Origin of the sequence: Streptomyces sp. NPDC051207, assembly GCF_040682395.1 — a bacterium.
Taxonomy (GTDB): Bacteria; Actinomycetota; Actinomycetes; order Streptomycetales; family Streptomycetaceae; genus Streptomyces.
In genome coordinates this window covers 64830-84371 of the sequence record NZ_JBFBAX010000024.1, presented here as the reverse complement: position 1 = coordinate 84371, position 19542 = coordinate 64830, and the positions used below count along the sequence as shown (strand labels likewise).

Annotated in this window: 11 protein-coding genes, 4 tRNA genes and 3 pseudogenes; 9 read left to right on the top strand and 9 right to left on the bottom strand. The window is 68.5% G+C overall.

All coding sequences use genetic code 11. The features are described from left to right. Nucleotides 1-442: 442 nt before the first annotated feature. Entirely contained in the window at nt 443-1621 is a 1179-nt protein-coding gene (locus AB0M97_RS22720; RefSeq protein ID WP_365962755.1) for a hypothetical protein, read from the bottom strand. A 513-nt stretch (nt 1622-2134) separates the two neighbouring features. After that, complete coding sequence (locus AB0M97_RS22715) at nt 2135-2428, bottom strand: hypothetical protein (protein ID WP_365962754.1); 294 nt, start codon at nt 2426-2428, stop codon at nt 2135-2137. A 398-nt stretch (nt 2429-2826) separates the two neighbouring features. Here AB0M97_RS22715 and AB0M97_RS22710 point away from each other — a divergent pair, with 398 nt between their 5' ends. Beyond that, a complete protein-coding gene (locus tag AB0M97_RS22710; RefSeq protein WP_365962753.1) occupies nt 2827-3120 on the top strand; it encodes a hypothetical protein in 294 nt (97 codons plus the stop codon). A 30-nt stretch (nt 3121-3150) separates the two neighbouring features. Here the strand turns inward: AB0M97_RS22710 and AB0M97_RS22705 are convergent, their stop codons facing one another. Then, the gene (locus tag AB0M97_RS22705) at nt 3151-3546 is read right to left on the bottom strand and encodes a hypothetical protein (protein ID WP_365962752.1); all 396 of its coding nucleotides are present in this window, start codon (nt 3544-3546) and stop codon (nt 3151-3153) included. Nucleotides 3547-3904: 358 nt separating this feature from the next. On the opposite strand from AB0M97_RS22705, the pseudogene AB0M97_RS22700 reads away from it, so the two are divergent. From AB0M97_RS22700 to AB0M97_RS22690, 3 genes and pseudogenes are all read left to right on the top strand, one after another. Then, nucleotides 3905-5454, top strand: a pseudogene (locus AB0M97_RS22700) (ISAzo13 family transposase). Nucleotides 5455-5527: 73 nt separating this feature from the next. Then, nucleotides 5528-5779, top strand: a pseudogene (locus AB0M97_RS22695) (transposase); the annotation flags it as partial. Nucleotides 5780-5951: 172 nt separating this feature from the next. Then, nucleotides 5952-6389 carry a transposase family protein gene (locus AB0M97_RS22690; RefSeq protein WP_365962751.1) on the top strand — a complete coding sequence of 146 codons (438 nt, stop codon included), beginning with the start codon at nt 5952-5954 and terminating at the stop codon, nt 6387-6389. A gap of 182 nt (nt 6390-6571) precedes the next feature. On the opposite strand, the pseudogene AB0M97_RS22685 reads toward AB0M97_RS22690, so the two are convergent. The 6 genes and pseudogenes from AB0M97_RS22685 to AB0M97_RS22660 form a co-directional block, all read right to left on the bottom strand. After that, nucleotides 6572-7301, bottom strand: a pseudogene (locus AB0M97_RS22685) (transposase). Between the two features lie 414 nt (nt 7302-7715). Continuing rightward, nucleotides 7716-7788, bottom strand: a tRNA-Lys gene (locus AB0M97_RS22680). A gap of 100 nt (nt 7789-7888) precedes the next feature. Then, nucleotides 7889-9424 carry an amino acid permease gene (locus tag AB0M97_RS22675; protein WP_365962750.1) on the bottom strand — a complete coding sequence of 512 codons (1536 nt, stop codon included), beginning with the start codon at nt 9422-9424 and terminating at the stop codon, nt 7889-7891. Between the two features lie 217 nt (nt 9425-9641). Then, nucleotides 9642-11903, bottom strand: coding sequence for a DEAD/DEAH box helicase (locus tag AB0M97_RS22670; protein WP_365962749.1), 2262 nt, complete (start codon nt 11901-11903; stop codon nt 9642-9644). Nucleotides 11904-12138: 235 nt separating this feature from the next. Further along, nucleotides 12139-12675 (bottom strand): hypothetical protein, encoded by a 537-nt coding sequence (locus AB0M97_RS22665; protein ID WP_365962748.1) that lies wholly within the window; start codon nt 12673-12675, stop codon nt 12139-12141. A 249-nt stretch (nt 12676-12924) separates the two neighbouring features. Further along, the gene (locus AB0M97_RS22660; RefSeq protein ID WP_365962778.1) at nt 12925-13275 is read right to left on the bottom strand and encodes a metallopeptidase family protein; all 351 of its coding nucleotides are present in this window, start codon (nt 13273-13275) and stop codon (nt 12925-12927) included. Between the two features lie 85 nt (nt 13276-13360). Here AB0M97_RS22660 and AB0M97_RS22655 point away from each other — a divergent pair, with 85 nt between their 5' ends. The 5 genes from AB0M97_RS22655 (at nt 13361) to hrpA (ending at nt 19530) form a co-directional block, all read left to right on the top strand. Beyond that, nucleotides 13361-15010: a metallophosphoesterase gene (locus tag AB0M97_RS22655; protein ID WP_365962747.1), complete on the top strand. Its 1650-nt coding sequence runs from the start codon at nt 13361-13363 to the stop codon at nt 15008-15010. Nucleotides 15011-15090: 80 nt separating this feature from the next. Continuing rightward, nucleotides 15091-15163 (top strand) — tRNA-Glu (locus AB0M97_RS22650). 56 nt (nt 15164-15219) lie between these two features. Further along, nucleotides 15220-15294 (top strand) — tRNA-Asp (locus tag AB0M97_RS22645). A gap of 24 nt (nt 15295-15318) precedes the next feature. Then, nucleotides 15319-15392, top strand: a tRNA-Phe gene (locus AB0M97_RS22640). Between the two features lie 160 nt (nt 15393-15552). Beyond that, nucleotides 15553-19530 (top strand): ATP-dependent RNA helicase HrpA, encoded by a 3978-nt coding sequence (gene hrpA, locus AB0M97_RS22635; RefSeq protein ID WP_365962746.1) that lies wholly within the window; start codon nt 15553-15555, stop codon nt 19528-19530. Nucleotides 19531-19542 lie beyond the last annotated feature (12 nt).

The following is a 19542-nucleotide window of genomic DNA, read 5'->3' as shown; positions in this document are numbered from 1 at the left end:
GGCGTTGCGTAGGCCCTGTGGGACTCGAACCCACAACCAATGGATGAAAACCCTGGCCTAATGTGATCGCCAGTCCTGCTGATCGCCCATGACGACCCACCACGGATGCCACCATTATCTCGGCACCGTTATGCACGTCAACGTGCTCGGTGTTCGAGAAGAATTCGCTAGCGCGGCCCAGTTTTCACCAATTCATCGGCCAACTCTCGCATGCGGGTCGCAGTAACCCTACTCGTCACCAAGGCAGGCGCCAAGTGGATCTCCAGCAAGGAGGGACCGCTGGTGTAGGCACTCGACGGCACGATGTCCCTGTACCAAGCCACGCTCGCGGGCTGATCGAGAGGTTGCCAGATTCGGCTCCTCGGTGGGCTGTCCCGAAGCAGCCAGCTTCGGGCGCGATTCCGCGTGGTGACTGTCTCGACGATGTCCTTGCTGGGAACGTCTACGGCGGCCCCGAGCCGTTGAGCCAGAAGGCGCCGTAGAGGGCGCTTGCCATCACGAGGGGCGCGATCCAGAGGTAGGGCTTTGCGGAGCGCTGCAGAGTTATTGCGACGAGCAAGAGCAGTGGGAATGCCGGTACGAGGAGCCGCGGCTTGGACCCGAAGTATCCGGACGCGCCCATGGCCATGGCGGTGACCACAGCTGAGTAGGCAATCAAGGCGGGAGGGTATCCATGCAGGCGCATCATGACGTGGGGGGTGGCAGTAAAGGCGATGATGGCGAGCAGGAGGACCGTTGTGAGGATTGGTGATGGTGAGATGAATCCGCCGAGGAAGCGGGCGAATGAGTATCCGGCGTCGAATCCATTGCCCCATGCTGCTTGTACGTCCAGGTACCCGAAGAAGGTGCCTTGTTGGGCTCCTACCCACAATGCGTAGGCAGCGGTTCCGGACACGGAGAGGGCACACGATACGAGGATGCGAGCCCTGCTGTCCGCATGGCGCAGGCGGGTGAGCGCGTGAGTGCACATGGCTATGCCTATGGCGACCCCGACGGGCCTCGTAAGGCCAGCTGCGCAGGCCAGGACCGCAGCAGCGACCCATCGGTCCTGCATGAGGAAGTAGAGACTCCATGCAGCGAGTGCGACGAAAAGAGACTCGCTGTACGCCATGGATTGGACGATGGAGACGGGCAACGAAGCCCACAGGCAGACGAGGAGAGTGCCGGCTTGTGGACTGTGGACGTGGCGGCCCAGGTGGAACAGGCCGAGAGCTGCGACGACCGACGCCATCACGCTGATGAGGAGTCCTGCTTGTCCGAAAGTGAGCCCGGTGATGCTTGCTGCCCTTTCCAGCCAGGGCACTAGCGGAAAGAAGGCCATGCTTGATAGTTCTCGACCGTCCGAGGCGGTCAGGGTAAATCCGTAACCGTGCTCAGCTATTCGTGCATACCACAGCGAGTCCCAGCGTCGGCTGAGTAAGTGCAGAGCGCTTTTTTGCTGGGTGTGCGACCAGAAAGCCAGAACCACAAGGCCAACCGCCTTGATCGAGGCGTACAGCAGCACTGCCGACAAAGGGCTAACGAAAAGCGTCACGGGGCGTCGGCTGGCATCGACATCTACTGACTTCGCTTGTCGCCTGTTCGCAAGCAGTTGTGACGACACCTTCATGGAACCTTTCACTCACATTTGCGTGACGCCCGACGTCTCCGGTCGGCGCGACCCGTATTCTTTCAGGCGAGGCGGGCAGCCTCCGACACAGTGCTCAACTTCGAGCCCTTGGATGTAAAATGAGCCAAAAATGGCTGAATCAACGAGGGTGCAGTGAGGTGGTGGTCCGGCGCACCCATGTCCGCATCGGTAAGTGCTCGCCGACACGCTAAGATCAACGCGCCTCGAGCTAGCGTTGCCAAGCTTTCTGAGGGGTGCGGCCCCCAATGGCTTCGCAGGATCCGACGAAGGGCTATGGTGTGAGCGTGAGCCCCGGGCCGGTACGCACACTCCCGTCCGGGGCTCACGGCTGCGCTTGAGCGATGTGCCGACGCCTACTCTTAGCGCGATTCCACGCCTCGCACCTAAACCTCTCGAGCTGCCAGAGCTTCAATTATCGGTGCGGCGATTCGATCGTTCGCTTTCGATATTACGGCCGGGAGCAACTGCTAATGACATCTGCTCGACACATTCACTCGTGACCGTTTACTTCACCTGTACCACGACATCGACGATCTTGAAGGTGCAATCCGATGCGTACACCCGCGTCCTCTTGGTCGTGGTCACCCACTGGGTGTATCGGTCGTAGTCGGCGAAGCTGCACACGGAGCGGACCCTCCACGTGCCGGAGCCGGTGCATTCGGCCCACCCGCCGGTGTCGCCGACGCTGGTCGTGCAGGACAGCGCCTGCGGCGCGGCCGTGGCGGCCGGCACGGTCAGCCCGAAAAGAGCCGTCGCGCCGATAACGGCTGTAGCGATACCTCGTCTGTTCAATTTCATCCTCCCCTGTATGTACCGCGAAGCGCGGCACGCATGCAGCCTGCATCACCACAACGCAGATGATCAACCGCATTTGAAACGTTGGCGGAAAAGTCAACGCCTCAGGCAGGAACTGACGCCGACCAAGCTCAATTTACGAGAAAAGTCATCTTTGAGCATTTTGTGCGACCCCTAATTGTACCTTTTAGGGTTGAATGTGCATTTCTGGCTCTCCAGGTCCACCGGACATCCGGCCAAAGGTTCGACCGAATTAGATTGACCCAGCGACGGTAAAGTCCCGATTTATGCGCCAGTCCGGAAGCGTCGTTCCCAGCCATTGTTTCGTTAGCCCGTTGATCATCGAGTGGTCTTCGTGCAGGCTGCATGCGTGCCGCGCTTCGCGGTACATACAGGGGAGGATGAAATTGAACAGACGAGGTATCGCTGCAGCCGTTATCGGCGCGACGGCTCTTTTCGGGCTGACCGTGCCGGCCGCCACGGCCGCGCCGCAGGCGCTGTCCTGCAAGACCAGCGTCGGCGACACCGGCGGGTGGGCCGAATGCATCGGCTCCGGCACGTGGCGCGTGGTCTCCATCTGCAACAACGAGCGTGACAAGTACACGACCTGGGCCACCCAGAGCGGTGGCACCACACGTCGATACGCGGTGGACTGCTCCTGGGATCTCGACCGGGTTCAGGTGGAGATGAAGTAAGGGCACATTGGTCCGGGCCTCCAGTGAATCCTATTTATCGGCCAGGAGTTGTGACACACGCTGCCGGGAAACGTCGAGGATCAAGGCAATCTCAGCCCCGGTCGCTCCGGACTCCTGGAGGCTCCTGGCCACGTCCCGATAGGCTTGAGCTGCTTTCTCCTGAGCGCGGCGGGCGTTCAGAACCGCCTGCACAGCTTCCCTTTTTCTGCTTTGCAGAGGCTCATCCAGGTGGATATCGACCTGAATATCAATCTCGTCCAACGGGATGTCGGTGACCTCGGAGATTCGGCTCCGGGCAGCCGAAACTGCCTCTGTGAGCCGGCGAATCCATACTTCATCGGTACCGGCGATTTGCAGAACCCATCCGTCTCGCTGGCGTTTCGCCCGGACACGGTGCATCTCTCTGTTCGCGCGCTCATCGGTCATGAAGGGGAGTCAACCCCACCTAGATGCATCTGTCAAGGTGCCCTAGACGTAGAGGTTTCCGCTACCGCGCGATGCCATGTACTCGAACGACACGCGTCCATCGAAGATGGGAGAAACGATGAAAGGCCGTATCGTCATCGCCCTCCCGCCACCAGCCTGCGCGGGGATCCGCCGTTCCCCGGCCGCATGCACCAATGACCGGCGAGTCCGTCGCCCACCACGTCAGCGCCGAGACCGTCGCTCTTGCCGCTGACGACGACCTTCGTGCAGCCGTCCGTCGGCGGGCGTACTCAGTGTTCCCACCACTTAAGGGTCCGCCGATCATCAAGGTGTTGCTTTCGGGGGTGTGGCCTAGTTGATGCCGTATGCGCATCCGGACGACACTCGTGACCAACTTGCTGTGGAGTTCGCGGTGTTGTTCCCGCATCTGGACGAGCGACAGCGGCCGTTGCTGGCGGCCGCGGACGCCCGGAGCCTGGGGCATGGCGGCATTCGGGCCGTGGCCCGGGCGGCCGGGGTGAGCGAGACAACGGTCCGCAGGGGTATGTCCCACCTGGAGGCGGGCGAGTCCCTGGTGGGGCGGGTGCGGCGGCCGGGTGGTGGGCGCAAACGCGTCGCGGATCTCGATCCCGGACTGCGGTCTGCGCTGTTGAGTCTGGTCGAGCCGGACGAACGCGGGAATCCGATATCGCTGTTGCGGTGGACAACCAAGTCGACCCGCATACTGGCGGCCGAGCTGACCCGCCAGTGGCACCGGGTCGGTGCCGACACCGTCGCCGGCCTGCCGCGACAGGAGGACTTCCGGCTGCAGGCCAACGCCAAGACGTTCGAGGGCAGTCAGCATGCCGACCGGGAAGCCCAGTTCCGGTATCTCAACGAGCAAGCACGTGATCACCGGGGTGCTGGACAGCCGGTGATCACCGTGGACACCAAGAAGGAGGAGCTGGTCGGTGAGGTCATCCCCTATGGCATCTACGACCTGGCGGCCAACACCGGCTGGGCGAACGTCGGCACCGACCACGGCACCGCCGCGTTCGCGGTGGAGTCGACCCGCCGCTGGTGGCGCGACCAGGGCCGGGCCGCTTATCCACGGGCTTCCCGGCTGCTGATCACCGCTGATGCGGGCGGCTCCAACGGCTATCGCACCCGGGGCCTGGGAACTCCATTCCACCCGCCTGGCCGCCGACACCGGCCTGACCATCACGGTCTGTCACCTGCCGTCGAGCACCTCGAAGTGGAGCAAGATCAGGCACCGGCTCTTCTCGCACATCACCATGAACTGGCGCGGCCGCCCGCTGACCAGCCACGAAGTCATCCTCGAATCGATCGCCGCGACCACCACCCGCACCGAATTGCGCGTGAAGGCCCGGCTGGTCACCAGCACCTACCCCACCGGCGACGGTGTCGGCGACGCGGAGATGGCGGCTCTGCCGCTAATCCGGCACACCTTCCACGGCGAGTGGAACTATGCCCTGCACCCCCAGCCGACCCCGGCCATCTCGGTACCCCGGAGCAGCCGGCCACCGGCGCCGCAGTGGGACCCGGCCATGCTGTCCGATCCCGCACTGACCGGCCTGGCCCCACACCAGTTGCAGCACCTCATCGAAACCCTGGCCGCGAAAGGAGACACCCGCCGCGGCCGCCCACCCCGGCTCGCCTTCGCCGACCAGGTCCTGGCCACCATGCTCCACCCGCACGTCGACCTGGCCGCGGAACCCCTCGCCGTGCTCTTCAACTGCAGCCGCACCGCCATGCACGGCACCCTGCTGAAGATCAGACGCCTGCTCGAAGCACAGGGCATCACCATCGCACCGACCACCGGCCCACCAGCCGTCCTGGCAGCCCTCCAAGCGGCAAGTCGCCACTCAAAACAGCAATCGTCACAACAAGACTAAAACGACAGGTTAATGATCGGCAGGCCCTTACGACCTCGTGCACGGTTGGCCGTGGCTCGGCGCCCAGGTAGCTCGTTGACCTGGGCATGGTGGGGGCTGGGGCGCGCGAGTTGATCGTGGCGGAGTATCGGGTCACAGGGCTGTCGCCGACAGTGATCGCTGAACTTGTCGCTGAGGTAGGACCGTTGTGGCACGAACGGCATCAAACACGCCTGGCGGCTCGGCCGCGGCGACGGGCCGTAGGCGCCGGGGCAAAGCACAGGTTCGTCTTCGTCGACCGACTGCTGGCCACACTGGTCAGTCTGCGTCATGGCACCACTCATGACGTGCTGGCCTGCTGGTTCGGCGTGGACCGCTCCACCATCACCCGCGCCATCGGCAAGTGCGTCCCCTGCTCGCGCAGCGGGGATGCACCGTCGCGCCGGACGTCCGGCTGCGTACTCTTGCCGAGGTCGTTGAGTTCCTGGGCGTCGATGGTCGGACCGGATCATCGACGGCACAGAGATCCGTGTGCGACGCCCAGCCGCCGGCCGCAAGGAGCGGGACGAACTCATCTCCGGAAAGACCAAGCAGAACGCCGTGAAGTCCATGGTCCTCACGGACGCCGAGGGGCGCATGCTGTTTTGCAGCCCGGTCCGGCCGGGCAGCTGCGCCGACATCACGCAGGCGCGACAGCCGGGACCGGCCCAGCTCCTGGCCGACGGCCCGTTCCTGGAGATCCTCGCGGATGCCGGCTGCCAGGGGATGGGTGCGCAGACAGGTGGACGCGTGGTGACGCCACCACATCGCAAGTTCAAGAAGAACGCTCCCGCTGGTACGAGGAAAGGCACGAACTACAGCGCAAGGCGCACACTCCTCACGGCGTATCCGCGTCGAGCACGGCATTGCACACCTGAAAAACTGGCGGGCTCTCGCCCGCCACCATGGCCGACGCGAACACATGAGTGACATCGTCCAAGCCGTCGCCGGTCTGCTCTCACACCAGCAGACCGCCACCCTCGACCACGCCCCTCGAGCGTGAACCCCGACACGCCATACACCTCGGCGTGTCACGGCCAACCGTGCACGAGGTCGTAATTGTTGTCCCGTAAATGATCTACGGTGTGCCGGTTGACCAGCGTCACTGCCTCTCATCCGACCAGCGTGAGGTTGTGCAGGCGGGCGATGCCGAGCATGGCGTGGTAGACGCCGTCGCCTTTGAGGCGGCAGTCGCGGAGGATCTTGCAGGTCTTCATGCGAGCGAAGGCGTGTTCGACCTGGGTGCGGACCTTGCGGTGCGAGCGGTTGTGTTCCTCTTCCAGTCCGGGAAATCCCTCTGGCCGCGTTCGCGGCGGTGCGGGATGACCAGGCCGGTGCCGCGGTAGCCGCCGTCCGCGATCACCGTGGTGTGGCCGACGGCGTCTTTCGCGCGGGACAGCTCCCACGCCTTGCAGTCGTTGCGGTTTCCGGTGACCGGGCGGCCCAAGGCGACGAGCCGGGTGTCGGCGTCGATGACGACCTGGTGGCTGGTGGGGTACCGGTAGTTCTTCGACTGCTCGGTGATGGTGTGGTCGCGGGCGGGGATCAGGGTGCCGTCCACGATCAGCACGGTGTCCTTGCGGAACCGTCTGCAGGGCTGGAGCGAGAGCGAAGGACCGAGGTGGTCGATGACGCGGTCCGCGGCTGACTTCGACACCCCGAACAGCAGCGCCATCTGTCGCAGGGTGTGGTTCGTGCGCCACTACGCGGCGACCAGCAGGAGCCGGTCCTCCAGCGGCAGGCTCCAGGGCCGGCCCTTGCGGACCGGGTCCGCCACCCTCACGCCGCAGCGCGGTGACCAGCTAGCCGAACTGCCGCGGGCTCAGCCCGGAACGGGGTCATCCAGGAAGGCTCCGACGCCGTGATCACACCGGTCACATCGAGATCATGTCATCGGTGGCTTCCTGCGTCCGTCGGCAGACTGCCTTCCCGACACGGCCCGGACGTCGCAGGGAGAGAAGGGGGGTGAGGTACGGCAACAGCGTTTCCCCAGATGCGTCCATGACCGCCCTCTTGCCACCGCCGCTGCATGCGTCTCGCGCTCATACCGTAGATCCAGTGAGCCCCGCGGAAGCGCGTGATCACCGACGTGTCGGCAGCCACGTAGACACCCCGACCGTCCGCCGTGCAGACCGTAAGTATCCGCTCACGCATCGCTCACGCAGAACCCCGGAAACGCCGCAGCGCCCAACCCGACCGAAGCCGACTCAGGCGCTGCACCGCAGGTCAGAAGGGTTACCCTCCGCCTGCAACCCGTAGGCCCTGTGGGACTCGAACCCACAACCAATGGATTAAAAGTCCACTGCTCTGCCAATTGAGCTAAGGGCCCAGGCGATGTTGCCTCCCCGAGCATAGCGGGACGAGGCCGTGTCTCCGATCGGGTATCGGGACCCGGCCGCGCCGGACGGGCGGATGCGGCCGTGCGGGTGCTACGGATCCACCGGTTCCGGTGCTCCCGCGCGGGCCTGCTCGCGGGCCCGGGTGCGTGCGTGGTCCGGGTTGAGGAACCAGTGGCGGGCCGACGCCAGCCACCAGGTCGCGGCGAAGCCGAGGACGGCCAGGACGGCGACCGGGGCGTAGTTGAAGGACTCCCAGGTGACCGGGGAGACCTGCGGCAGCATGAACAGGACCGTGATCACGCCGACCCAGGCCACCGCGACCACGCCGATCACGCCGGACCAGCGGCCCAGGTGCCACGGCCCCCGCTCGAAGGCGGCGCCCTTGCGCACCCGCAGCAAGGTCGGGATGACGTACGCGATGTAGAGGCCGATCACGGCGATGGAGGTCACCGCCGCGTACGCCGTCACGTTGATCAGGTACGGCAGGCCGAGGACGAGCGCGGCGAGGGCCGCCAGCCAGACCGCCGCGACGGGGGTGCGGGTGCGCGGGCTGACGGTGTGCCAGATGTGCGAGAAGGGCAGGGCGCCGTCGCGCGAGAAGGCGTAGATCATGCGGCTGTTGGCCGTCACGGACGCCATCCCGCAGAACAGCTGCGCCCCGATCACGACGAGCAGCAGCAGCTTCCCTGCGGTCGCGCCGAGCGCGTCGAGGAGGATCTGCGCGGGCGGCGCGCCCGTCGGCGACGTCAGCGCGCCCTCGTACGACTGGATCGCGAAGGTGAAGCCGAGGAGCAGGACGAATCCGGCTATCCAGGACGTCCAGATGGCGCGGACGATGCCCTTGGGGCCGGCGGTCGACGCGTCGCGGGTCTCCTCCGTCATGTGCGCGGAGGCGTCGTAGCCGGTGAAGGTGTACTGCGCCATGAGCAGGCCGAGCAGCACGACGTACACGCCGCTGCCCCAGCCGGTGTTGTTGACGAACTCGCCGAAGACGAAGGACGCCGACTGGTGGTGGTCCGGTACGAAGGTCAGCGCGCCGACGATGACCGCGACACCGAGCACGTGCCACCACACGCTGATGCTGTTGAGCAGGCCGACGATGCGCACGCCGAAGGTGTTGAGCAGGCCGTGCAGCAGGAGGATCGCGGCGAACAGCAGGATCGTGCGGCCCGGGGTCACCTCGAAGCCGAACTGGAGGTTGAGGTAGGCACCGAGGAAGGACGCGGCGCCGAAGTCGATGCCGGCGGTGACGGCCACCTGGCCGAGGACGTTGAACCAGCCCGTGAACCACGCCCAGGCGGCGGCCGTGCGCGGGGGCGCGAGGCGGTGCGCCCAGAAGTACAGGCCGGCCGACGTCGGGTACGCCGAGCAGATCTCGGCCATGGACAGGCCGACGAACAGCGTCATCAGGCCGACGGCGACCCAGCCCCAGGTGATGACGGCGGGGCCGCCGGTGTTCATGCCGAACAGGTACAGCGTGAGGCAGCCCGACAGCACCGAGATGATGGTGAAGGAGACCGCGTAGTTGGAGAACGCCGACATGCGGCGGGCGAGAACCTGCGTGTATCCGAGCTGGGCGAGCCGCTCTTCGTCCGACAGCCCGGTCGCTTTGGCGTCTTCTGTCATGCCCCCAGCGATTCCCTCGCCGGGGCGGCGGCATTCACCGGACGGCGGGCGAAAACTCGTCCCGCCGCCGGATCACGGCGTTCGCCCCGGCCGGCCGGCGAGCGGGGCGGCGCGGGCCCGGCGAGCGGGGCGGCGGGCGCCCGGAAACGCCGAAGGGCCCGCACGGCGATCGAGTCGTCGTCCGGGCCCTTCGGCGAGCCGATGGGATCAGCGGGCGTCAGCCGTTGCGCTTCCAGCGCGGCTTGTCGTCGCGGCGCCCGAAGGAGCCGGTGCCGCGGTGGTCGTCACGGCGGGCGAGCGGGCGGTCGTGGCCGCCGGCGCGGAAGCCGGGGCGCTCGCTCTGGCGGTCGCGGTTGAACGGGCGGTCGCTGCCACGGTGGCCGCCGCGCTCGTCGCGGCGGAACCCGCCGCGCTCGCCACCGCGGTCGTCGCGGCGCTCGAAGGAACGGCCGCCACGGTCGTCACGGCGGAAGCCGCCACGGTCGCCCGCGCGGTCGTCGCGGCGCTCGAAGGAACGGCCACCACGGTCGTCACGGCGGTCGTCGCGGCGGAAGCCACCACGGTCACCACCGCGCTCGCCGCCACGGTCGTCACGACGGAAACCGCCACGGTCACCCGCACGGTCGTCACGGCGCTCGAAGGAACGGCCACCACGGTCGTCACGGCGGTCGTCGCGGCGGAAGCCACCACGGTCACCACCGCGCTCGCCGCCACGGTCGTCACGACGGAAGCCACCACGGTCACCCGCACGGTCGTCACGGCGCTCGAAGGAACGGCCACCACGGTCGTCACGGCGGTCGTCGCGGCGGAAGCCACCACGGTCACCACCGCGCTCGCCGTCACGACGGTCGTCACGGCGGAAGCCCGCACGGTCACCGCGGTCGTTGTCCCGGCGCTCACGCCGCTCGTACGGCGCCGAAGTCTCCCGGCGCTCGTACGGCGCCGCAGCCTCCGTGCGAGCCTCGGTACGCTCCTCGCGCTCGGCCTTCTCGACCCGCTCGGCGTCCTGCGCGCCGCCCGACTGCGCCGGCACCACGACCTCGGCGTCGGACACGGCCTGGGCCGCCTCCGCCGGCACGGCGGCCGGGTCCTCGCCCCGCTCGCGCGCGGCGCGGGCGAGCAGCCGGTCGGCCTCCTCGCGCAGCTCGGTCGCGCGCCGCTGCGCCCGCTCGAGCTCCTTGGTGAGCTGGGCGACCTCACGCTCGGCCTGCTGCGCGGCGTTGCCCGCGGACTCGGCCTGCACCTCGGTCATGGACCGGGCGCCGGTGATCTCGGCGACCTCCGGGTCGAAGGCCGCGCCGCCCTGGATGATGTGGCGCCCGGCGTCGACGCCCGCGTCCTCCATCAGGCGGAAGATCTGGCGCCGCTGGTGCGGCAGGGAGAGCGAGACGACGGTGCCGGTGCGGCCGGCGCGCGCCGTACGGCCCGCGCGGTGCAGGTAGTCCTTGTGGTCGCCGGCCGGGTCCACGTTCAGGACGAGGTCGATGCCGTCGACGTGGATGCCGCGCGCGGCGACGTCGGTGGCGACGAGGACGTTGACGTAACCCTCCTTGAAGTCGGCCAGCGTCCGGGTGCGGGCGCCCTGCGTCATGCCGCCGTGCAGCGCCTCGGCCTTCACCCCGGAGTCGCGCAGCTGCTCGGCGACGCGGTCGGCGCCCAGCTGGGTGCGGACGAAGATGATCGTGCGGCCCTTGCGGGAGGCGATCGCGGCCGTGACCGGCGCCTTGTCCTTGGGCTTCACGATGAGGATGTGGTGCGACATGGTCGTCACCGCGCCCTGGGCCGCGTCGACCTCGTGCACCATCGGCGCGGTCAGGTACCGCTCGACGAGGGTCTTGATCTCGTTCTCCATGGTGGCGGAGAACAGCATGCGCTGGCCGCCCGCCGGGATCTGGTCGAGCAGCTCGGTGACCTCGGGCAGGAAGCCCAGGTCGGACATCTGGTCGGCCTCGTCCAGGACGGCGATCTGCACGTTCTCCAGCGAGCAGGCGCCGCGGTTGATGATGTCGCGCAGCCGGCCGGGGGTCGCGACGAGGATGTCGACGCCGCGCTCAAGGGCGTAGATCTGGTTGCCCATCGAGGTGCCGCCGCAGACGACCTTCATCTTCAGGCCGAGGACGTCGCCGTACGGCTGGAGCGCGTCGGCGACCTGCATGGCCAGTTCACGCGTCGGCGTGAGGATGACGGCGCGCGGCTTGTGCTTCTCGGTGCGGCCGCCGGCGAGCGTCGCCAGCGTCGGCAGGCCGAAGGAGAGGGTCTTGCCGGAGCCGGTGCGGCCACGGCCCAGGATGTCCTTGCCGGCCAGGGCGTCCGGGATGGTCGCGGCCTGGATCGGGAAGGGGGAGATCACGCCGTTCTGCGCGAGCTTGCGCACGACGCCCTCGGGGAGACCGAGGTCGGCGAAGGTCAGCTCGGGAGCGGTGTCCTCGGTGCCCTCGTTCTCGGGCACGACGACGTGATCAGTACTGGTGATGGACATGCGAATGCGAAACCTTCCGGAGTCTCGTCGGCACGCGCCCGTCAACTCCGTGAATCGCAATTCGACCGCCTCGATGCGGTCAGCCACGGCAAAGGAGAGTACGCGCCACACGGCGCGCTCTGCAGTGGCGCCGGGCAAATAGGATCAAACGATCTGCCACCATACGCACTCAGGGCCCCCGAAAGCAAACCGGGCTCTCCGCGGAGCCGGTCCGTCCGGTCGCCCGGTGCGCCTCCTACGCCGGCGCCCCCGCTTCCGGAGCCGGTTCCCGCCGGCTCAGCTGCGGCCCCGGCGGCTCGTGCGCCGACGACGACGGCTCGGCCACCGTCGGCTCGGGCGCCGGCGACTCCGGCGGTTCCTTCGGCGGCGTGGGCTGCGGGTCCGCCGTACCGGTCGGGGCCGGCGCGTCCGTGCCGGGCGGGACAGGCCCGGCGGGCCCGCCCGGACCGCCGGGGGCGGGCGCGGACCGGCTCGGCCCGGCGGGCGGCGAGACCCCGGGGGACGGCCGCCCCTCGCCCTTCGCCTTCCGCTTGCGCTTGTCCTTGCCGCTCTCCTTGCCGCGCCCTTCCGCGCCGCCGCCCGCCGCCCCGTGCCCGGAACTGCCGCCGGACGCCGCCGTCCCGCCGTCGGGCACCTCGCCGCCCTCCTGTCCCGCGGAGTGCGACGGCCTGGCGTGCCCGTCTGCGTCGCCGCCCACGCTCATGCAGCCGGCGGCAGCGGTGACGGCCAGGGCCGCGGCGGCCACACGGACGGGTACGTACAAGGGGCGCACGGAAAGCCACCTCCGGGGGACGGTAGGAGTCAACCTGCCCAACTCCCGTCGCCCACAAGAAGACACGCGCCAGGCACGGCGAGCCGCGAACGGCACCCCGGCGCACGGAAGCCGCCGCCCCGTCAACCGCACCCCGGCTCACGGACCGTCAACCCGTCGAACGCCCCGTGCGCACGGGCCCTCAACCCGTCCAACGCCCCCGTGCATACGGGCCGTCGACCCGTCGAACGCAATGGGCGGCCCCGCCCGTCACCCGTACCCCAACGCGTGCAACCGCTCGTCATCAATGCCGAAGTGGTGCGCGATCTCGTGCACCACGGTCACCTCGGTCTCCGCGACGACCTCCTCCCGCGACGCGCACAGCCGCAGCGTCGGCCCCCGGTAGATCGTGATCCGGTCCGGCAGCACACCCGCGTACCACTCGCCGCGGTCGGTCAGCGGAGTCCCCTCGTACAGCCCGAGCAGCTCCGGGTCGTCGGCGGGCGGCTCGTCCTCGACGAACACCGCGACGTTGTCCATCAGGCGGGTCAACTCCGGCGGAATCCGGTCGAGCGCTTCGGCGACCAGCTCCTCGAACTCCTCACGCGTCATCTCCAGCACACCGCCCATTGTCGGGTACGTCACGCCCACGTGAGAGCCCCGGGCGCCCCGCATATCGCACGGGCCACTTGGGCATACGGGACCAATGGCCCGCGTCCCCGTCGCCGTTCCGACCGCCCTGCGCCGCCTGCCCGGGGCCCCGCGCACCCTCGCGCGCCACTACCGCGCCCGCCAGGCGCCCACGACCGTCGAACTCGTCCGCCAGCCCCACCCCTGGACCCGCGCCCTCGGTCTGATCGCCGTCGTCCTGCTCGGCGCCTGGCTCGGCCTGCTGATCGTGGGCAACGTCCGCACCCCCGTGGGCCCCATGGACACGACGATGACCCTGCGCCCTTCCCTCACGGGCGGCACGAAGATCAACGTGTCGCCGCTGGGCGCCCTGCAGTTCGACAGCCACACCGCCCCCGTCCGCCTGGACGTCAACGTCGACCAGCTCGACCCGGTCCGCTCCCAGGCCCTGGTCGACCACCCGGAGCGCATCTCCGGGCTCCAGGACGAGGTCACCCGGGACATCGCGCACGGCACCCTCGACCTGGCCGTCCGCTCCTGCGTCGCCGTCGTCGCCGGTGCCACCGCCCTCGGCCTCGCCGTCTACCGGCGCCCGCGCCGCGCCCTGGCGGCCGGCGGCCTCGCCCTCACCCTGCTGGCCGCGTCGGGCGGCAGCGCGTACGCCACCTGGAACCCGGACTCGGTCCTGGAGCCGAAGTTCTCCGGCCTGCTGTCCTCCGCCCCGTCCCTGGTCGGCAACGCGCGCAGCATCGTCACCGAGTTCGACGTCTACCAGCAGGAACTGGCCCGCCTGGTGACGAACGTCACGAAGCTCTACGACGTCACGTCCACGCTCCCCGCCTACCGGCCGGACCCGACCACGATCCGGGTGCTGCACGTGTCGGACATCCACCTCAACCCGGCGAGCTGGAAGATCATCGCCTCGCTGGTGGAGCAGTACCAGGTGAACGTGATCGTCGACTCCGGCGACACCATGGACCACGGCACGGCCGCGGAGAACGGCTTCCTGGACCCGATCGAGGACCTGGGCGCCCCGTACGTCTGGGTGCGCGGCAACCACGACTCGACGGTCACCCAGCGGTACCTGGAGGGCCTGAAGAACGTGCACGTCCTGGACGACGGCCGGGCCAAGACCGTCGCCGGGCTGCGCTTCGCCGGCATCGGCGACCCGCAGTTCACGCCCGACCGCTCGACCAGGCCCGGCAGCGGCCGGGCGCAGGAGATCGCCGGCGCCCGCCTCGCGTCCGCGCTGCGCGACCTGCGCGCCGCGGGCAAACCGGCGGACATCGCCGTGGCCCACGAGCCGGAGGCTGCGCGTGAGGTGGACGGGCAGGTGCCGCTGGTGCTGGCCGGGCACATCCACCGCGAGAAGATGGAGGTCATGCGGTACGGCACCCGGCTGCGCATCGAGGGCTCCACGGGCGGCAGCGGGCTGCGTGCGGTGGAGGGCACGTACCCGGACCCGGTGCAGGCGTCGATCCTGTACTTCGACCGCGACTCCCGTCGCCTCCAGGCCTGGGACGAGATCAAGCTCGGCGGGCTCGGCGAGTCCACCGCCGAGGTCAGCCGCCACCTCCCGAAGGAGAACCAGCCGGGCGCGACACCCTCACCCGGCACGCCCTCACCCGGCACACCTTCACCGGGCCCGGCGACGAGCCCCGGGACTAGCCCTGGGGCAAGCCGCGGGACCGGCCCGGGGACAGGCCCCGCGACGAGCAGCCCGTAAACCGTTTTGGCGATAGGTCCCGCCATCCCATATGCTTCTCACGTCCCCGACGCGCTGCGAAGCGCCCAGGCGGGCCGATAGCCCTCATCGTCTAGCGGCCTAGGACGCCGCCCTTTCAAGGCGGTAGCACGGGTTCGAATCCCGTTGGGGGCACGCAGTACGGTGTGCGACACTTGGTTCGCCGGTTCACACACACGGTAGTGAAGCAAGGTCCTGTGGAGCAGTTTGGAGTGCTCGCCACCCTGTCAAGGTGGAGGCCGCGGGTTCAAATCCCGTCAGGACCGCTGAGGTTTCACGTGAAACCTCGTGGCTGGGTAGCTCAGTTGGTACGAGCGTCCGCCTGAAAAGCGGAAGGTCGCCGGTTCGACCCCGGCCCCAGCCACAGTGAACCCCCGTCGAGATCCTCGACGGGGGTTTTGGCATGCCCAGTGGGGTCACCAGCTCTCCAAGGCCTCGGAGCTCCGGGGTCGTCCCAAGGCACCCCAAGGCCCCCGCAAAAGCGTTCGCCACGTTTTTCGGCGGGATGAGATCCTGGAATCCGTATGTCTACGCACCCCGCTCCCGCCCTCGGCGCCCTCGCCCCCCGTCTGACCGAGCTGTCGCTGCGTGACGCGCACCGGCTCGGGCGCAGGCTGGAGGGTGCGCGCAAGATCCGTAAGCCCGAGGCCCGGGCCGCTGTTCTGGCCGAGATCGAGGCCGAGGTCGACAAGGCCGGGCAGCGCATCGCCGAGCGGCGTGCCCGCGTTCCCGAGATCCGCTATCCCGAGCAGCTGCCGGTCAGCCAGAAGAAGGACGCGATCGCGGAGGCCATCCGCGACCACCAGGTCGTGATCGTGGCCGGTGAGACCGGGTCCGGCAAGACCACGCAGATCCCTAAGATCTGCCTGGAGCTGGGGCGCGGCGTGCGCGGCATGATCGGGCACACCCAGCCGCGCAGGATCGCCGCCCGCACGGTCGCCGAGCGCGTGGCGGAGGAGCTGGACACCCCGCTCGGGGAGGCCGTCGGCTGGAAGGTTCGGTTCACCGACCAGGTGAACCCGGACGCCACGTTCATCAAACTGATGACGGACGGCATCCTGCTCGCCGAGATCCAGACCGACCGCGAGCTGCGCGCCTACGACACGATCATCATCGACGAGGCACACGAGCGGTCCCTCAACATCGACTTCCTGCTCGGTTACCTGGCCCAGCTGCTGCCCAGGCGGCCGGACCTGAAGGTCGTCATCACGTCGGCGACCATCGACCCGGAGCGTTTCTCCCGGCACTTCGGCGACGCGCCGATCATCGAGGTCAGCGGCCGGACGTACCCGGTGGAGGTGCGCTACCGCCCGCTGCTCGAGGAGGACTCCGACGACGCCGACCGCGACCAGGTCACCGCGATCACGGACGCCGTGGAAGAACTCATGGCCGAGGGGCCGGGGGACATCCTGGTCTTCCTCTCCGGCGAGCGGGAGATCCGCGACACGGCGGACGCGATCACCAAGAAGAACTACCGCTTCACCGAGGTGCTCCCCCTCTACGCGCGGCTGTCGCACGCCGAGCAGCACCGCGTCTTCCAGCAGCACACGGGACGCAGGATCGTCCTGGCCACGAACGTCGCCGAGACGTCCCTGACGGTCCCGGGCATCAAGTACGTCATCGACCCCGGCTTCGCCCGTATCTCCCGCTACAGCCACCGCACCAAGGTCCAGCGGCTGCCGATCGAGGCGATCTCGCAGGCCAGCGCCAACCAGCGCAAGGGCCGCTGCGGCCGTACGTCGGACGGCATCTGCATCCGCCTGTACAGCGAGGACGACTTCCTGTCGCGACCGGAGTTCACGGACCCGGAGATCCTTCGGACGAACCTGGCGTCCGTCATCCTCCAGATGACCGCGGCCGGCCTCGGCGAGATAGAGAAGTTCCCCTTCATCGACCCGCCGGACCACCGCAACATCCGCGACGGCGTCCAGCTGCTCCAGGAGCTCGGCGCCCTCGACCCGGCGCAGAAGGACCCGCGCAAGCGGCTCACGGACACCGGCCGCAAGCTGGCCCAGCTGCCCGTCGACCCGCGCCTGGCGCGCATGGTGCTGGAGGCCGACAAGAACGGCTGCGCCCGCGAGGTCATGGTCGTCGCGGCGGCGCTGTCCATCCAGGACCCGCGCGAGCGCCCCGCCGACAAGCAGACGCAGGCCGACCAGCAGCACGCCCGCTTCAAGGACGAGACGAGCGACTTCCTCGCCTACCTCAACCTGTGGCGCTACATCCGCGAGCAGCAGAAGGAGCGCGGCTCGTCGTCCTTCCGCCGCATGTGCAAGCAGGAGTACCTGAACTTCCTTCGCATTCGCGAGTGGCAGGACATCTACACGCAGCTGCGCACGGTCGCCAAGCAGATGGGCATCCACCTCAACGAGGACGACGCCCCCGCCGACCGCATCCACGTCTCCCTCCTCGCGGGCCTGCTGTCCCACATCGGCATGAAGGACGTGAAGGAGTCCAAGGACTCCGCCCCGGGCGCCCGCAAGGACGGCGGGCGCAACGAGTACCTGGGCGCCCGGGGCGCCAAGTTCGCGATCTTCCCGGGCTCGGCCCTGTTCAAGAAGCCCCCGCGCTTCGTGATGAGCGCCGAACTCGTCGAGACGTCCCGCCTGTGGGCCCGCGTCAACGCCAGGATCGAACCGGAGTGGATCGAGCCGCTCGCCCAGCACCTGCTGAAGCGGACGTACAGCGAACCGCACTGGGAGAAGGACCAGGCCGCGGTGATGGCGTACGAGAAGGTCACGCTGTACGGCGTGCCGATCGTCGCCCAGCGGAAGGTGAACTACGGCCGGATCGACCCGGAGGCCAGCCGCGAGCTGTTCATCCGCAACGCGCTGGTCGAGGGCGACTGGCGCACGCACCACAAGTTCTTCGCCGACAACCGCAGACTTCTCACCGAGGTCGAGGAGCTGGAGCACCGCGCCCGGCGCCGGGACATCCTGGTGGACGACGAGACACTGTTCGACTTCTACGACCGGCGCATCCCCGAACACGTCGTGTCCGGCGCGCACTTCGACTCGTGGTGGAAGCACAAGCGGCACGAGCAGCCCGACTTCCTCGACTTCGAGCGCGAGATGCTCATCAACGAGCGGGCGGGCGAGGTCACCAAGGACGACTATCCGGACTCCTGGCGGCAGGGCCGGCTCACGTTCCGGGTGACGTACCAGTTCGAGCCGGGGGCGGACGCGGACGGCGTGACCGTGCACATCCCGCTCCAGGTGCTCAACCAGGTCACGGACGAGGGCTTCGACTGGCAGATCCCCGGCCTGAGGGAGGAGCTGGTCACCGAGTTGATCCGGTCCCTGCCCAAGCCGATCCGCCGCAACTACGTGCCGGCGCCGAACTACGCCAGGGCGTTCCTGGAGCGGGCGGTGCCCCTTCAGGAGCCGCTGACGGTGACCATGGCGCGGGAGCTGAAGCGCATGGTCGGAGTGCCGTTCGAGGCGGACGACTTCGACTGGGACAAGGTCCCCGACCACCTCAGGATCACGTTCCGGATCGTGGACGAGCGGCGCCGCAAGCTGGCCGAGGACAAGGACCTGGAGGCGCTGCGGCTGAAGCTGCGGCCGAAGGCCAGGAAGGCCATCTCCCAGGCCGCCGCCGCGAGTGCCGAACGGCAGGGCGGCGAGTTGCTGGAGCGCACCGGCCTGACGGACTGGACGATCGGCTCGCTGACCCGCGTCTTCGAGACGCGCCGCGCCGGGCAGCCCGTCAAGGCGTACCCGGCGCTGGTCGACGACGGCGACACGGTCTCCGTACGCCTCTTCGACACGGAGGCCGAGCAGGCGCGGGCGATGTGGCTCGGCACGCGGCGGCTGATCCTGCGCAACATCCCGGTCAACCCTGCGAAGTTCGCATCCGAAAAGCTCACCAACCAGCAGAAGCTGGCCCTGTCCGCGAATCCGCACGGTTCCATCCAGGCGCTGTTCGACGACTGCGCCATGGCGGCGGCGGACCGGCTGATCGCCGACTTCGGCGGGCCGGCGTGGGACGAGGAGTCCTACCGCAAGCTGTACGACAAGGTCCGCGCGGAGATCGTCGACACGACGGTCCGTACGGTGGGCCAGGTGCAGCAGGTGCTGGCCGCCTGGCAGTCCTGTGAGCGCCGCCTGAAGGCCGTACGGAGCCCCGCGCTGCTGCCGAACCTCCAGGACGTGCGCGGGCAGCTGGACGGCCTGGTGAAGCCCGGTTTCGTGACGGAGGCAGGGCTGCGGCGCCTGCCGGACCTGATGCGGTACCTGGTCGCGGCGGACCGGCGCCTGCAGCAGATGCCGTCGAACGCGCAGCGGGACAGCACGCGCATGGCCAAGGTGCACGAGATGCAGGACGAGTACGCCTGGCTGCTGGAGCAGATGCCGCAGGGCCGCCCGGTGCCCCAGCAGGTCCTGGAGATCCGCTGGATGATCGAGGAGCTGCGGGTCAGCTACTTCGCCCACGCGCTGGGCACGGCGTACCCCGTGTCGGACAAGCGGATCGTGAAGGCGATCGACGCGGCCGTTCCGTAACGGGCCCTGCAC

What these genes read in the sequence shown, in the direction of transcription:
- AB0M97_RS22710 (WP_365962753.1), top strand. Translation starts at nt 2,827, where the DNA reads ATGAAATTGAACAGACGAGGTATCGCTGCAGCCGTTATCGGCGCGACG.
- AB0M97_RS22670 (WP_365962749.1), bottom strand. Translation starts at nt 11,903, where the DNA reads ATGTCCATCACCAGTACTGATCACGTCGTCGTGCCCGAGAACGAGGGC.
- AB0M97_RS22705 (WP_365962752.1), bottom strand. Translation starts at nt 3,546, where the DNA reads ATGACCGATGAGCGCGCGAACAGAGAGATGCACCGTGTCCGGGCGAAA.
- AB0M97_RS22675 (WP_365962750.1), bottom strand. Translation starts at nt 9,424, where the DNA reads ATGACAGAAGACGCCAAAGCGACCGGGCTGTCGGACGAAGAGCGGCTC.
- AB0M97_RS22655 (WP_365962747.1), top strand. Translation starts at nt 13,361, where the DNA reads ATGGCCCGCGTCCCCGTCGCCGTTCCGACCGCCCTGCGCCGCCTGCCC.
- AB0M97_RS22715 (WP_365962754.1), bottom strand. Translation starts at nt 2,428, where the DNA reads ATGAAATTGAACAGACGAGGTATCGCTACAGCCGTTATCGGCGCGACG.
- hrpA (WP_365962746.1), top strand. Translation starts at nt 15,553, where the DNA reads ATGTCTACGCACCCCGCTCCCGCCCTCGGCGCCCTCGCCCCCCGTCTG.